The following is a 15,726-nucleotide window of genomic DNA, read 5'->3' as shown; positions in this document are numbered from 1 at the left end:
TTATATTAATTCGTACTAATGCCTCTCGCTGCCCAAATGCGATCGATATCAGCAGCATGTTGTCCGCCATATAAAAGAGCATCCGCTTGCTTAATCGCTTTCGCTCCATCACTGAATTTAGAGTTTGGTGTTAATGACCAGTGTGATTGTAAAATGATTTTTGTTGCTACATCACGACCAAAAGCTTGTGCCATTTCGTATTGGCCTTGAGCCCAAATTTCACCATCATCATGCACTTCATTCGTTATATCTTTCGGATATACTTTATTCGTATCTAATCGGCGTAAGCATGTTGGATCTGAACTAGAATAAGCTGTCGCATCCCATTCTCCAACACATGCTTTACCATATCCAGTAGTCGATACTGCATCTTCATATGTAGCACCTAGGAAGTCGCCAAATCCTTCTCCCATCGCTCCACCTTCTGCTGAACTACCAAAGCCAGGAACTTGGTTATCTTGAATCGAATGCCCATATTCATGTGCGATAATACCAGCATCTTCTGCATCATCAACACCGCCAGTACCGAAAGTCAAAGCTTTTGTTGATGGAGAATAGAATGAGTTATCATCAGTTGTACCATTAACATTCACTTTTATCGAACGGTTATTAATATTTTTAAAACCTAGACTTTGAATGTAACGTTGCAATGTGTCAATATGATAGTACGACATAACATCTTCAAAGCTATCATTTGCGCGTGTATAGTTAAATTGTAAATTCGTAGATTTTGTTTTCGCTTTTGAAGAAATCGTTACATATTCTCCAATTAAAAATCCTGTTCCATCTAAACCTTTTAACGTAACAGTTTTCAGTTGGTTCGTTAGAGCTGTTGAATCTGCATCGTTATTATCTTTTAAGCCTACTTTACTACCGCTAGATACGACTGGGTTAGGTAAAAATACTTTTCCTGACCCTTCAGCTTTTCGGTTTATATCAACCTTTTTAATTAACTTTCCATTTTCTGCATCAATAAATGTTTCCCATGCACCAAATGGATTATTAGAATGGACTACAACTTTATATACTGGACGAGCAATTCCTTCTTCAACAATATATCCGAACTCTTTATCTGTAGGAGCCCATAAATTTTGCTCACTTGCTTCTCCAACATACGCCATTGATTTTTGTATTGCATCTTTTTCACTAATTTTTGTCGTTACTTCCTTCACACCTGTAACAGGCTGATAATCAGAAACAGCGAGTACTCCCTTTCCCTCTCCGTTAAGCGTAACTGTTATTTGTTTTGAAAATACAGGTGCGCCATTAACAACTTGTTGGAACCTAACATATGAAGCTACTGACGTTTCTGTTGTAGAAATATATTGCAAGTCTGAAAGATCTGTTTTCAATCCATACTGCGCAGCATTTTCTTTTAAATATTCAGTTGCTTTTTTCTGTGGCGAATAAGCTTCTAACTTTACTTGCTGTTGTTTTTCCAATGCCGAAACCGTAGAAATTGTCCCCATTACTAACGGCACAGTCATTGCCATTGCCACCATTTTTTTATTAAACATAGAACCACTCCCCCTAATAAAGTAGCTCAACCTTATCCCATTACCACTAGGCAATGATTCCCCGCAAAACGGATGGATAAAAATTGAATCTACGAGTAATTCTCTATGAACACTTCTATTACCTTTCCATTTAGGGTAAGTGAAATTTTCTCAATATTTATGTGTAAAGTGAACACAATACTTTAGAAAGAAATTTCTAAATCCATTCCTTATCCCTAAAGCTTTTTATATTACTGTTTAAAAAAATAGGCTATTTTTTACCTAACGGTAGGTTGAAAAAATCACTTGTAAATGATACGATTTAAATAACCTTTTTTTAGGAGGATCTATATGAGTAAAAGTGAAGAAACACTCTCTTCAATAATGGAAGCAAGTTATCGCCTTTTTGCTACGTACGGTATTGTTAAAACAACTTATACGATGATTGGTGAGGAGGTTGGTATCGCAAAACCATCTATATATTACTACTTTAAGTCTAAAGATGCTTTAATTGAATGTATTTTTACTGAATTATGTAAAGCTATGCAGTTCTCTTCGTATTTCCATACAGAAGAGTTTACAAAATCAAATTTTATTGAAAAATGTATTGCAATTGGCCTTAAAATAATTGATGAACAGCGAAACGACCCTTATTTTAACCGAGTGCTACAAGAATATGTATTACTATCTTCAAGAAACAAGATGTACAAAGATCGATTACTAACTGTGCAAACAGAATATTTACATGGATTTGAAGTACTCCTTACAAAAGCAAATGAACTTCAATTAATTGAAAATAAAAATCTAGTTTCAAAAGCTCATATGTTAGCATTAGTGCTTGATAATATCGGAAATTTTATGATGATTGATGCAAAGATAGATTATAAACAAATTTGGATTGAAGCTGTAAATAACATTTTTGAAAGAAGGGGTTGAAGTGAATATAAAAAAACGCATTATCGGCTTAGATTTTGCTAGAGCTTGGGCGATGTTTGGTATGCTACTTGTTAATTTCATGGTGATAACAGGTGCAGAAGGAAATGGTCCCCCTTTTTTAATAACCTTCATGTCACTATTTGAAGGTAGAGCCTCTGCTTTGTTTGTTATACTTGCTGGCATCGGTATAACTTTAATGACTAGGTCAGCCGTTGCTAGCAATGAACAAATAAAAATTTCTAATAGCCGAAAGACCATATGGAAACGATCACTTTTCTTATTTATTTTAGGATTACTACTATATGTAATGGAGTGGACTGGGGATATATTACACTACTATGGTGTTTACCTTTTCGTTGCTGCATTACTCATGACAGTACGCAAAAAACTATTACTTTTTCTTTCTATCATTATTTTATTGTTCGCACAATCTCTTCAGCTTACTTTCAATACTTTCGAGGGTTGGGTAGGTCCAACTCCATTTATAAATTATGTAGACTTCTGGACAATAAAGGGTTTTCTTCGCAACTTATTCTTTAATGGCTATCACCCTATTTTCCCTTGGTTCTCGTTCTTCTTAATCGGTATGTTAATTGGCAGGTTAGATCTTCATAATAAAAAAATAAAAAAAAGATTACTCTTACTCGGTATTACAATCACAATATTGACAGAACTTTTATCAAAAGGACTTACACACTTTTTTATTCCATACATCGGCAGAGAGGCCGCCACATTTTTATTTAATACAGGACCCATCTTACCAAATGTATTATATATTTTATCTGCTACAGGATCCTCTATTGCTATATTAATCATTTGCCTCTATATCGCTGGAAAATATAGAAATAATTGGTTTGTCACTTCCATTGTACAAACAGGACAATTAACATTAACTCATTATGTCAGTCATGTATTTATCGGTATTGGGACATTAATTCTATTAAATAGAATGGAAAATCAATCACTACTATTCGTTTTATTATTTGCTACTGCATTTTTCATTTTCAGCATTTTAATTAGTGTGTTATGGAGAAAGAAATTTTCTAGAGGTCCTATCGAATGGATTATGAGGAAATTAGCCGGATAAATTTCCATCATACAAGAAGGAAGTTGGAATCATTCCAACTTCCTTCTCCTTTAATGAGCCGCGCTTAATTTAATTCGAACTTTCGTTTCACCTAAAGAAAGTTCATCGTCTTCGTTCGTTAAGTGACCAAATGTAAATTGTTTAACGAGTAAGTTTTCTTCCAATAAATCTTTATGGTTCGTTAACGTTCGCTGTAGCTCTACTTCTGTATCAAGAATAACATCCACTCGTAAATTAACTGGTAAATTCAACTGTTTACGATATTCTTGAACCGCACGAATGAATTCACGCGCTACTCCTTCTTGCAACAATTCTTCCGTTACATTCGTATCTAACATAACCGTATATTGTCCGTTAGTCGTATTAGAGAATCCTGATTTTGCAACTTTCTCAACTAACACATCTTCAGCAGTTACAACTACTTCTTCTCCTGGTGTTGCTTCGTAAACTGCTCTTCCTGTTGATACAAAGTTTTGTACTTCTTCTTGTGATAATTGTTTTAGCCAACCATTCACTGCATTCACATTTTTACCGAATTTCGGCCCCGCTGTTTTAAAATTAAGCTTCAATTGATATGATGTGTATTTTGTTTCATCGAGTTCAACATGGAATGCTTTTACATTTAACTCATCCATAACGATATCACGATAAGATTCCCAATCCATATCATTCTCGTTATGCTCAAGTAATACAAGTTCTGCTAGCGGCTGTTTTACTTTTAAAGAATGCTGATTACGGTTACTTCTTCCAAGTTCAACAACTTGTAAAACAGCATCCATTTCCGCTTCTAATTTTGGTTGAAGTAGTGATTCATTTACAACTGGATAATCGGCTAAATGAACGCTGCTTCCTTCTAAATTTAGATGAATGTCTTCCGCGACAAACGGTGTAAATGGTGCAATTAATTTACTAATTGTTACAAGCACTTCATGAAGTGTCTCATACGCAGCTGCTTTCTCAGCGTTCATACCAGATTCCCAGAAACGATTACGTGAGCGTCTTACATACCAGTTACTCACTTCATCTACAAGTGCTGCAATTTCACGAGCTGCATTCGTAAATTGATAATCATCAAGTGCAGTTCTCACTTTTTTCGTTGTACTATGCAATCTTGATAATACCCATTCGTCTAATTTTGTAAGCTTTACATCATACGTTTCTTTCGGATTATACTCATCTAAATTTGCATATAAAACGTAGAAGCTATACACATTGACTAATGTATCTACAAATTTAGATTTCGCTTCCAGTACTGTTCTTTCAGAAAAACGCTTCGCATTCCACGGGGCACTATCAACAAGTAAAGCCCATCTTAGCGCATCTGCACCAAATTTATCTACTAAATCAACTGGATCTAGTGCATTTCCTTTGCTTTTAGACATTTTCTGCCCTTCTTCATCTAAAACATGCCCTAGTGATAACACTCGTTTATACGGTACTTTTCCTGTATATAGTGCTGATACTGCTAATAAACTATAAAACCAGCCGCGTGTTTGATCAATTCCTTCTGCAATAACATCCGCTGGAAACTGCTCTTCAAATAACTCTTTATTTTCAAATGGGTAATGATATTGTGCAAATGGCATAGAACCACTATCAAACCAAACATCAATCACTTCTGGTGTACGATTCATTGTGCCTCCGCATTTCCCGCAGCAGACTTGCACTTCATCTACATAAGGCTTATGCAATTCCAAATCTTCTGGTGTTTCTTTCGTACTATGCTTTCTTAATTCGGCAATGCTTTTCGGTGCGAACTGATGATCACAACTTTCACATTCCCATACATTCAATGGCGTTCCCCAATATCTATTTCGGCTAATATTCCAATCTACCATATTTTCTAAAAACTTACCAAAACGTCCATGTTTCATATGATCCGGATACCAATTAACAGAATCATTATTTTGTAAAAATGTATCTTTAATTGCAGTTGTTCGGATTAACCAACTTTCTCCTGCATAATAAAGTAGTGGTGAATCACAACGCCAGCAATGCGGATAGCTATGTTCATATTTTTCTTTATGATACAGTAAACCTTCCTTCGCTAAATAACGAACGATATCCACGTCACAATCTTTTACAAATTTCCCTTTCAAAAATGGTACTGCCTCTGTATACTCACCTTTTTCATCTACAACGTGCAAGAATGACAATCCTTCACTTTGAACAACTCTATAATCGTCCTCTCCATATGCTGGAGCAATATGAACAAGTCCTGTACCACTATCTCCCGTTACAAAATCTGCTGCAATAACGCGGTAACCATTTGTAACTTCTTTCATCGGAAATGGCGCTGTATAAGATGTGTTTAATAATTCTTCGCCTTTATGAACAGATAATACTTCATAATTCTCTTTTAATACTTCTTGTACACGTTCTTTCGCAACAATGTATACATGACTTTCTTGTTTTGCTTTAACGTATTCCATATTTGGATGGACAGCAAGCGCAACGTTTGCTGGAAGTGTCCAAGGTGTCGTTGTCCAACCTAAGAAATACTCATTTTCACTATCTTTCACTTTAAACTTCACAGTTGCACTTAAATCTTTTACTGTTTTATACCCTTGTGCAACCTCATGTGAGCTCAATGAGGTTTGGCAGCTTGGGCAGTATGGTGAAACTCTATGTCCTTTATATAACAATCCTTTTTCATGGATTGTTCCCAAAATATGCCATACACTTTCGATATATGGATTCTTTAAAGTTACATATGGATCATCCATATCTACCCAATAACCAATACTTTCAGTGAATTCACGCCACTGCTTCTCATATGTGAAAACACTCTCTTTACACTTTTGAATAAATGGTTCAATGCCATATTCTTCGATCTCATGTTTACCAGAAATACCAAGTTGCTTCTCAACGCCTAATTCTACAGGTAAACCATGTGTATCCCATCCTGCTTTTCTTAACACTTTATAACCAGCCATCGTTTTATATCTTGCTACTAAGTCTTTAATTGTTCGTCCAAGTGCATGACCTACATGCGGTAGTCCGTTCGCCGTTGGTGGTCCTTCATAAAACACAAACGATTGCGCGCCTTCTCGATTCTGAATTGATTGTTCAAAAATGCTTTGTTCGTTCCACTGCTTACGAATACGTGTTTCTCTCCCTACAGCTGACTCTTTTACATCTACTTTCTTCATCTACAATCACTCCTTTGAATGTTTTAAAAGCACACAAAAAACCCGTCCCTATGAAGTAGGGACGGGTTTACCCGCGTTACCACCCTAATTCTATTAGCTTTTTCACTAATAGCGCTTAGCAACGTACTATCATACGTGTTCTTTGTAACGGTAGACATCCGTCCGGGCTTACTTACTTTCAGCCTCGGCTCCTCGGAGATGATTTTCAAATAACGTCTGCACACCGGCTTTCAGCAATATACCGGCTCTCTGGAGAACAGCTCACTATTTTACTCTTTCTCGTCTTCAGATTTGTATACTTTATTAAAAGTTATTTTATGCCATTTAGCAACTAATTGTCAACTAATTCAAAATATATCCTTATCTTTTTTCCCTATTCTTATACAATTACTTTTCAAATTCTCGCAATGCTGCTAAATTTTCATCATCCTCAATAAGTTCAGCAAAGAATCCCGATTCATCCTCACGAAGGACAAATTCAAGCTCTTCCTTCGCCTCTTCATTTCTATTTAACTGTGCTAAATAACAAGCTCGATCATATCTTGCTAACAAATCACTCGCGTCAATTATTAATACTTCATTTGTTATTTTTTCTGCCTTTATCGTTTGGCCGGCACCATGATATGAAGATGCTAAAGAAAGAAGAATTGCTGTTTCATTTGGATGATGTACAGAAGCATTTTCTAATATATGAATTGCCTCTTCAAACCTTTCTTGACTTTGATATATTTCTCCTAAAGAAAGAAATGCTCTACTTACAAACGGTGTTTGCTCTGTTAATTGTAAGATAATCTTTTCTGCTTTTCTTTCTTCCCCTGCTTTAAAGAATACTTGTGCTTGCAGAAGAAGAGTATCATAATCATCTGGTAGTTCTCGAACCATTTGTTTCGTTAATTCCAAAGCATCTCTTAACACATCTTCTTCCTCGCACTCAACGAAAAGATTTACAAGTTGCTTCGCTACGTCATAATCCCATTTATTTTCTAGTGACGTGTGCAGAATCTCTATTGCTTCTTTATTCATCTCTACATTCTCATAAAATAGCGCAAATCGCTGTGCTGCCATACTATTTTTCGGATTTAACTTTAAAGAGATTTCATATAAATCAATTATCATAGTAACCATTGAAATTTCTTTCGCACGATTTTTCATACGATAAAAAGCTCTCGTAATGATAGATCGTTTTGGCTGTTCATGCAGCTGGCGTTCAATCCATATTTCCGTAACCGCAGCTGCAGCATACATGAATGCTGTACTCCTTTCTGCTTTTTTCACCTTTAACGTATGAAGAAAATCTCGTATGTTAGACAATTTTTTATGTTGCTCTACTGCTTTTACATAAACATCAAATATACGTTCATTATCAAAATCTTTTTGTATTACTTTCATTGCAACTTCAATTGCTTTTACATTTCTTTTTTTCACTAATACTTTTGCATAATGATATAGAACTTCTATATGCTCACCATCTAATTGTAGTGCGTATTCAACCTGTGCTTGTTCTTTATCTATTTCATTCATCGCGCCGTACACATATGCAATCGCATCTAAACGCCATATTTCAGGTACTTCGTCCGCTAATTGTTCTAGTTCAGTCAGCAATTCTTCCTGAAGATTCATATCTACTGAAAGCTGTGCTAAATATTCCATATTAATATGCAACGGCTCTTCTTTCATCGCCTGAACCATATGACTTTGTTCTTTAGAACGGTTTTCTTCTTTTTCGTATATTTCCGCAAGCTGTAAATGTACACCTACGAAATTCCCATCAAGCTCTAAACATGTTTCATACGCTTGTTTTGCTTCCGTCAATTGCCCTAATGCCATAAGTGTTTCACCAATTCGGTAATACGGTAATGCCGTTTCCATTTGTTCTATCGCCTTATTATATCTTTTCATCGCTTGGCCGTACTGTCCAATAGATTCATATAAAATACCTGCATAACAACCGTACTCACTTACTTCATTTCTTTCTTTGTGTAACGTTCTTAAAAACGCTATACCTCGTTGTACAAATTCCGTTCCTTTAATTCGATTCACATATTCATCTAACGCACTTGCTACATTATAATCACTTTTCTTTATACCATTTTCTAACTTAGATAGTGCTACTTTAAACCCTTCTTCATTTCCACCAAGTTCAATTTCAGCATCCCATAAAACCATTCCTGCATTCATGAGGAAATCTTGGCTCTTTTCAATTTGCTTCTCAAGACCAAGAATATATTCTTTTGCTTCCTTATATTGTTCTCTTGCCATATAAACTTGTGTAAGTCCGAAGTGAGAATAAACATCCTCATCATTTTCTTCTAAAGCACGCTTATACAATACTTCTGCTTCTTCCAAGCTATCATTTTGAAAATGATAATCACCTAATTTTACGTAAAGAGGTGCTTTATCATCACAATTCTCAATACCGTTTAATAAAATTTCTTTCGCACTTTCTTCATCCTTCAAATCAGATTCGTATATTTCCGAGAGTTTCGTATAAATGTAAGGTGCATTACTATCCAAATGAATCGCTAATTTAAGCCCTTTTATTGCTAAATATAATTTCCCTAGTTGATGTGCACATCTCGCTCGTTCATACCATACATGCGCTTCATATTTGTACTCTTTTAACAAGTCATTAAAGATTTCATATGCTTCTTCATATCTTTCTAAATCTATTAATATTAAACCGTGATTTGTTAAAGTGAACCTTTCCGGACTACGCTCTAACGCAACTTGAGAGTATTGCAATGCTTTTTCAGATTGATCAATATACATATAGGATAAAGCGAGAAAACTCCAAGCAATAGGCTGATCTGCGTCTAATTGTAACGATGAACGAAAGCTTGAAATCGCTTCTAGATAACTTTCCTGCTCAAAAGCATATCTTCCGTTTATTAAATGATATAAAGCACGATTATTTTTCTTCTCAACGCTTGTCAGCATTTGCTCCGCTTTCTCTACTTCTTGAAGACGAATAAAACACTGTGCACCATGCAATTTAACAAAGTCCGAGTTCGGAAACTTTTCCATTAACTTATCGATACAATATAAAATAAATTCTTTATCTACTTCAACATCTAAGTGCTTTATCGTATATAACCACGTATTTGGATTATCACTCGTTTCTTTTAAAAATTGTACTAAGTTACTAATTCCCTCTTTGTCATGTTCATCTAAATGATCCGTAAGAGAAAAAATAGATTTAAAATAACGATTTTCTTCTTCACTTAGAAACGCTAGTTGCTCCTTCTTTTCTTTCGGAACAAACGTGATCGCTAAACAGCCTGTATAACGATATTTTTCTTGTAATTTACTATATTCCACAAGAACTGGTTCTATAAAGTTTGGATCTTGAACATAGAAAGCTTGCAATGTATCATCATATCCAGATAGAACTTGTACGTGTGAAGCATGCTCAATATCTATACTTAATAAAACAGGAATTCCTTCGTCAATCAGTCTCTTATAATTCTCTTCATTCCCTTTAAAATAACGATATTCATAACCTAATTCTTCTAAATAAGAAACAGTATCTGAAAACTTCGAACCTGTCATATCAAAAATAAACTCTGCTATTTCATCTTGTGTACGTTTCTCTCCCCATATACGCAACATCATCTCTAAACTTGTCGGAACACAATAATTATCCTTTTGTACAATAGGAACTATCGGCAAGTGAACCTTTTTTCCATCCGGATTTTTTTCTAAATTATGATATAAAGATTCTTTTAAACTCTTTTCTTCTTTTAATAGTTTTTGTAAATCTGCAAATTTATTCATTTTGTACAGTGCTTCTGCACGTAAATGTACAAAGTAAGTATTATAGGCATGATATGGCAGCTGAGTATTTATGTTATCTATTACCGCTAACATCTCTTCATATTGCTCTAAATCTAATAAATACTTTATCTTCTCAAAATGAAAATATGGTACTTGTGGGAATTTTACAATTGCATCATCAATTAACTGTATCGCGCGTTTTTGTTCTCCTTTATTCGCATACAATTGTGATAATAAATAGGTAGATAACTCTTCACAATCTTCATGCTGCATGCCAGCAATAAATTGTTCTTCCGCTTTCTCCCATTTACCTGTATGCATATAAACGTAGCCCCATTTATCAAACACTGCGCGTGCACTGTACTCCTCTGCTTTTTGCATATACATTAACGCTTCTTCGTTTCGTTTCATTTCTAAAAGACATCGTACTAACGTAAAATATGTTTTCGCTAAAAAATCTGCATCTATTTCTTCTTTATTACTCTCTTCTAAAGTTTCTTTTAACAGCTGCTCTGCTTCAAGAATTTTCCGCTCATCAATTAACTCATCACAATATAAAGAGAGCGTTCTCATATTTGGGAATTTTTTATAAGCGTAACGAATGAGGAATGAACTGTATTGGTGCATAAGCCCTTCATCAGTAAGGCGAATTAATATATCGAACTCCTTATGCGAAGGAATATTGGCAAGCCAATTCTTCACATAGGATAAAGTATTCGTTTCTTTTATATATGCAATTTCATTATTTATTTCCTGTAATCCATCTACAAATCTCTTGTCTTTTAAACAAGTTTCTAATTGCTTAAAATCTAGCATGCATTCACCTCGAATTTATATTTAAACTGCTACTTGCTTAGATTTTACACACCATATAGTATGTATTCAACTAAAATCTCTTAAAATGGATGGTATTAATTAATATTATTCAAATTTATAACAAAATATAGTAAAAACGATTGTTTTTCTCCGTATTTTGTTTAATTATATGGAATAACGTAACATGCGGTTTTTATCTTGTAGAAGCTGAAATTAGTACATAAAATTATATCGGCGATAATTCAAATATATCAGCGATTCTTTCATTTTATCGGCGATTTTCAAATTATATCGACCGATTCTTAACATTTATCAGCGATTATATGTCGAATATCGATTTATCGACATTAAACGACAATCCTTATACATCATACCTTTTTACAAACTATGTCACCAAATGTAATTTTCATATTGGGAGCGTATACAAAAGAAGAATACACATGAAATATTTTAAAAAATCGTAGTTCAGCTTCATATTGAGCTAGCGCATTATCATATGTTAATCCTCTGGCTATTAAACGTTCTACAAATTGTTGCTCATCACCCGGATTACCTGCAATCCCCTCTTCTTTTAATGATTGATACAAATCGTTTTTATCATTGTGATGCATATTTGAATCTAAAAAGTTCACTTTGTCGCTTACTCTACATTCAATATTTTTCACACCTAATCCACTTAAATATATCGGTATTTTCATGCCTATATTGCCATCTTTACCATTTCTTTGCGTATCACTTTCAAATAATTTCTGCAAAACACCTAGCTGAATAAATTCCGATTGTTTCTCCCCATCGAGTAAATAAGAAGCCATATTAGAAATCCAATGTGGTTCAAAACAGATTATTTTTCCACCTCCTATTATATACAAAACTAAAGTTCTCTATATAATAGCCGTATTCCTACACTTTTCTTAAAATTTCAAAGCAAAAAAGCTAGTGTATTTTTAATAATACATTAGCTTTTTATTTGGAAGAAAAATTTAACAAGTACAATCACAATCAAAACAATCCGTACAGTCTAAATCGTCACAATCTGCTTTTCTCTTTCTTTTGTTTCTTTTAAGATAATAATACAGTAGCCCAAACAATAGTATACAAATAACAAAAGCTATTATTGCTTCTGTATACTTATTTTGAGTCATAAAACCAATTCCACTTCCGCCTGAAATAAAAATTAGAATTAAGTAAATCCAGAACATCTATGTAAATACCTCCATTACTATATATCTTAAGATAATATCCATATAACACTAGAGGAAATGAATAATCCCATACCATTACCGCTTAATACACCAGTAGTTATTCTTAGCAAATTTGAGCTACTTCTCCATTTCCACTTTTGAGTGAACCCATCGATAAGTAACGGAATTTGAGCGAAAAATGATAGTATGATTGCCAAAAGAAATGAAGGTGTCATATAAAAATAAATTGGAAACATTAAAATACCAATAAGCATGCCTGTACAACGCGCACATAAAGGTATGTACTTTTGTAGTTTAAAAAAACTCCTATCTAATCTTCTATGACAAGGAATTTGTAAAATAAAAGTTCGAATCAATATGAATCCCCCTCTCTAAAAAGATTTTAATTGATTTTGCAAAAAAAATATATATCCAATAAAAAAACAAACCAGGTTTATACTAGACCCAGTTTGTCAGTTTACTACTATGTTACATCTCCTCAGGTGCCTCCACCCCAAGTAAACGTAATCCTTCTTTTAATACAACCGTCACAGCATAAACCAATGCGAGTCTGCTGTCTTTTTCTTTGCTCTCTTCTAATATACGAACATTACCGTAATATTTATTGAATGATTGTGCTACATCTAATATATATTTCGAAATAATCGATGGCTCATTTTTATTGAAAGCCGCTTCAATTACTTGAGGGAATTTATTAAGTAATTTTACGACACTCCAGCTATGATCGTCTTTTAAAGCAAATGTACATGTTTCAAATTCTACACTTTCTTTTCTTAAAATAGAACAAGCACGTGCATGTGTGTACTGTACGTAAGGGCCTGTTTCTCCTTCAAATTTCAGCATATTTTCTAATGAGAATTCGATATTATGCATACGCTCATTTTTTAAATCGTGGAAGATGACTGCACTAACACCGACTTGCTTTGCTACTTCTTCTTTCTGTTTTAAGTTTGGATTTTTCTCTTCAATATTTTGTTTTGCAAGTTCGATTGCTTCTTCGAGTACTTCTTCAAGTAAAATAACTCTTCCTTTACGTGTCGACATTTTCTTACCATCTTTTAAAATGAAGCCAAACGGTACGTGTTCCATACCATCAACCCAAGTATAGCCAAGTTTTTTTAATACGGTGAAAAATTGATTGAAATGTAAACTTTGTTCTGGACCAACAACATATAGCGCTTTATCAAACCCATAAGTGTTTTGACGATATAAAGCTGCCGTTAAGTCACGCGTTGCATAAATCGTCGCACCATCTGATTTTCTAATTAAGCAAGGCGGCATTCCTTCTTCTTCTAAATTAACGACTAATGCACCTTCTGATTCTTCAAGCAACTCATGTTCTTCTAAAATCCCAATAAAATCTTCCATTAAATTATTATAAAATGCTTCTCCCTGAAAATTAGTAAATTCTACGCCGAGAAGTTCATAAATGCGAGAAAATTCTTTAAGGGACTCATGACGGAACCAATTCCAAAGTTCTACCGCTTCTTCATCACCTTCTTCTAGTTTCTTAAACCAAGCACGTCCTTCTTCTTCTAGTTCTTCGTCGTCTTTTACCTCTTCATGGAATTGGACATATAACTTAAATAGCTCACGTATTGGATCTTCTTTAACTACTGCTTCATTTCCCCATTTTTTATAAGCCGTAATTAACTTTCCAAACTGTGTTCCCCAATCTCCTATATAATTAATCCCTACAACTTCATAGCCACATTTTTCAGCGATATGTTTCAGCGAATTTCCTATCATTGTAGAACGTAAATGCCCCATCGAAAAAGGTTTCGCGATATTAGGAGAGGAATAATCAATTACTACTGTTTTTTCACAGCCAAAGTGGTTTTGACCGAACTCTTCTTTCTCCGCTAAAACTGTTTTTAATACTGCATCACTTACAGTTTCACGATTGAAAAATACATTTACATAAGGACCAACGGCTTCTACTTTCGTAAAAAACGGATCATTGAATTTCTCAGCAACTTCCTTTGCGATAAGAGCTGGTGCTTTTTTATATTGCTTCGCTAATGAAAAGCATGGGAACGCTGCATCTCCAAATTCATCTTGTTTCGGTGTTTCAATTAAATCTAAAATTTGTTTTTGCGTTAATTCATTCGTGAAAATATTAGATAAACTTTCCGCAAACTGCATTTTATAATCCATGATACAACCTCCTTATTTTTTAAAACACAAAAAACTCGTCTCTAAAAAAGAGACGAGTTTTAACCCGTGGTACCACCCTTGTTGTTCGTTACGAACCACTTTCCCGTTTATAACGAGGACAGGGGGCCTCGGCTTTCTCTACTATTCGTTCAAGAAGCATCTCCGAAGTGCGCTTCATCTTTTTCTTCCGTACTAGGCTCACACCATCCCTAGCTCGCTTTCCTTCTAAAAAAGACTACTCTCTTCATCACAGACAGTATATTTAATTAATTATTGCTTATTATACATCTTTTCAAACAATTAGCAAGGGTCAATTACACCAAAGTGAAACTTAGCACTTTTTCTTTTGTATACATAAAAATTGTGTTTTTCAAATCTAGAACTACGAAAATGATCTTTTAAAACGACACGTTTTCTCGCCACTCGTTTTGCCTCCGCAATTGTTTCGTCAGTAATATCATGATACAAAGCGAAGTGTTTTAATCCTTTAATTCCATCGGATTCTATGACAGTTTCTTCAAACATCGGATCAAGGTAAACGACATCGTAACTATTGTCTTCACATTGCGCTAAAAATGAAAAATGCTCCGTTTGCTTTACTTGGATTCTTTGCATTGCTTCATCAATTTCAGAAACGGATGAAGACCATGTTTTCAAACCATTTTCCATAATATAAGCCATATACTCATTGCCTTCAAGTCCTGTTACTTTTCCGCTTTCCCCAACAACATAACTAGCTACAATACTATCTGATGCCATCCCGAGCGTACAATCTAACACTGTCATTCCTCTCTCTAATTGCATGGCTTGTACAAACGGATCGTGTTCTCCACGCATTAACCTTTTCACACGAAACATCGCTGAGTTCGGATGAAAGAAAAACGATTCTTCCGTACCTTTTGGATAAATAGCTAATCGGTTCTTCCCTACGACAAGCACATCTTGTTCATACTGCTCATGTAGCTTATGTACTGGTATGTCATTACGTTTAACGAAAGAAGCATTTAATTCTGCTGCTACCTCGTTTGCATAATCTGTCATTTCTTTGTTCGTTCTTCCTGCTGTGGTTACGATCATTGTTTCACCTCTATATAAAGAAAAGAGGG

General features: G+C 34.6%; 9 protein-coding genes, 1 pseudogene and 2 other annotated features. Of the genes and pseudogenes, 2 read left to right on the top strand and 8 right to left on the bottom strand.

What is annotated here, in order from left to right:
* Nucleotides 1-5: 5 nt before the first annotated feature.
* The gene (locus tag MR112_RS04655; protein WP_000482274.1) at nucleotides 6-1,517 is read right to left on the bottom strand and encodes a M36 family metallopeptidase; all 1,512 of its coding nucleotides are present in this window, start codon (nucleotides 1,515-1,517) and stop codon (nucleotides 6-8) included.
* 330 nt (nucleotides 1,518-1,847) lie between these two features.
* On the opposite strand from MR112_RS04655, the gene MR112_RS04650 reads away from it, so the two are divergent.
* Nucleotides 1,848-2,432, top strand: coding sequence for a TetR/AcrR family transcriptional regulator (locus tag MR112_RS04650; RefSeq protein WP_000045224.1), 585 nt, complete (start codon nucleotides 1,848-1,850; stop codon nucleotides 2,430-2,432).
* Between the two features lies 1 nt (nucleotide 2,433).
* The gene (locus MR112_RS04645; RefSeq protein ID WP_242244818.1) at nucleotides 2,434-3,519 is read left to right on the top strand and encodes a DUF418 domain-containing protein; all 1,086 of its coding nucleotides are present in this window, start codon (nucleotides 2,434-2,436) and stop codon (nucleotides 3,517-3,519) included.
* Between the two features lie 50 nt (nucleotides 3,520-3,569).
* On the opposite strand, the gene ileS is transcribed toward MR112_RS04645, so the two are convergent.
* From ileS to MR112_RS04610, 7 genes and pseudogenes are all read right to left on the bottom strand, one after another.
* Nucleotides 3,570-6,671: an isoleucine--tRNA ligase gene (gene ileS / locus MR112_RS04640; protein ID WP_242244817.1), complete on the bottom strand. Its 3,102-nt coding sequence runs from the start codon at nucleotides 6,669-6,671 to the stop codon at nucleotides 3,570-3,572.
* Nucleotides 6,672-6,725: 54 nt separating this feature from the next.
* Nucleotides 6,726-6,966: a binding site (T-box leader), on the bottom strand.
* A 92-nt stretch (nucleotides 6,967-7,058) separates the two neighbouring features.
* Nucleotides 7,059-11,261 carry a tetratricopeptide repeat protein gene (locus tag MR112_RS04635; protein ID WP_242244816.1) on the bottom strand — a complete coding sequence of 1,401 codons (4,203 nt, stop codon included), beginning with the start codon at nucleotides 11,259-11,261 and terminating at the stop codon, nucleotides 7,059-7,061.
* Between the two features lie 368 nt (nucleotides 11,262-11,629).
* Nucleotides 11,630-12,115, bottom strand: a pseudogene (locus MR112_RS04630) (class I SAM-dependent methyltransferase); the annotation flags it as partial.
* 126 nt (nucleotides 12,116-12,241) lie between these two features.
* Nucleotides 12,242-12,460 carry a hypothetical protein gene (locus MR112_RS04625; RefSeq protein WP_000498604.1) on the bottom strand — a complete coding sequence of 73 codons (219 nt, stop codon included), beginning with the start codon at nucleotides 12,458-12,460 and terminating at the stop codon, nucleotides 12,242-12,244.
* 29 nt (nucleotides 12,461-12,489) lie between these two features.
* Nucleotides 12,490-12,819, bottom strand: coding sequence for a DUF2085 domain-containing protein (locus MR112_RS04620; RefSeq protein WP_000621475.1), 330 nt, complete (start codon nucleotides 12,817-12,819; stop codon nucleotides 12,490-12,492).
* Between the two features lie 112 nt (nucleotides 12,820-12,931).
* Nucleotides 12,932-14,620 (bottom strand): arginine--tRNA ligase, encoded by a 1,689-nt coding sequence (gene argS / locus MR112_RS04615; RefSeq protein WP_226368552.1) that lies wholly within the window; start codon nucleotides 14,618-14,620, stop codon nucleotides 12,932-12,934.
* 45 nt (nucleotides 14,621-14,665) lie between these two features.
* Nucleotides 14,666-14,880 (bottom strand) — a binding site (T-box leader).
* Nucleotides 14,881-14,920: 40 nt separating this feature from the next.
* Entirely contained in the window at nucleotides 14,921-15,697 is a 777-nt protein-coding gene (locus tag MR112_RS04610; RefSeq protein ID WP_000637456.1) for a class I SAM-dependent methyltransferase, read from the bottom strand.
* Between the last annotated feature and the right edge of the window lie 29 nt (nucleotides 15,698-15,726).

Source organism: Bacillus cereus group sp. BfR-BA-01330, assembly GCF_022663885.1.
Classification (GTDB): domain Bacteria; phylum Bacillota; class Bacilli; order Bacillales; family Bacillaceae_G; genus Bacillus_A; species Bacillus_A cereus.
The sequence above is the reverse complement of the archived record's forward strand: the minus strand, read 5'-3'. Positions and strand labels throughout refer to the sequence as shown.

What these genes read in the sequence shown, in the direction of transcription:
- MR112_RS04635 (WP_242244816.1), bottom strand. Translation starts at nt 11,261, where the DNA reads ATGCTAGATTTTAAGCAATTAGAAACTTGTTTAAAAGACAAGAGATTT.
- MR112_RS04610 (WP_000637456.1), bottom strand. Translation starts at nt 15,697, where the DNA reads ATGATCGTAACCACAGCAGGAAGAACGAACAAAGAAATGACAGATTAT.
- MR112_RS04650 (WP_000045224.1), top strand. Translation starts at nt 1,848, where the DNA reads ATGAGTAAAAGTGAAGAAACACTCTCTTCAATAATGGAAGCAAGTTAT.
- MR112_RS04655 (WP_000482274.1), bottom strand. Translation starts at nt 1,517, where the DNA reads ATGTTTAATAAAAAAATGGTGGCAATGGCAATGACTGTGCCGTTAGTA.
- MR112_RS04625 (WP_000498604.1), bottom strand. Translation starts at nt 12,460, where the DNA reads ATGTTCTGGATTTACTTAATTCTAATTTTTATTTCAGGCGGAAGTGGA.
- ileS (WP_242244817.1), bottom strand. Translation starts at nt 6,671, where the DNA reads ATGAAGAAAGTAGATGTAAAAGAGTCAGCTGTAGGGAGAGAAACACGT.
- argS (WP_226368552.1), bottom strand. Translation starts at nt 14,620, where the DNA reads ATGGATTATAAAATGCAGTTTGCGGAAAGTTTATCTAATATTTTCACG.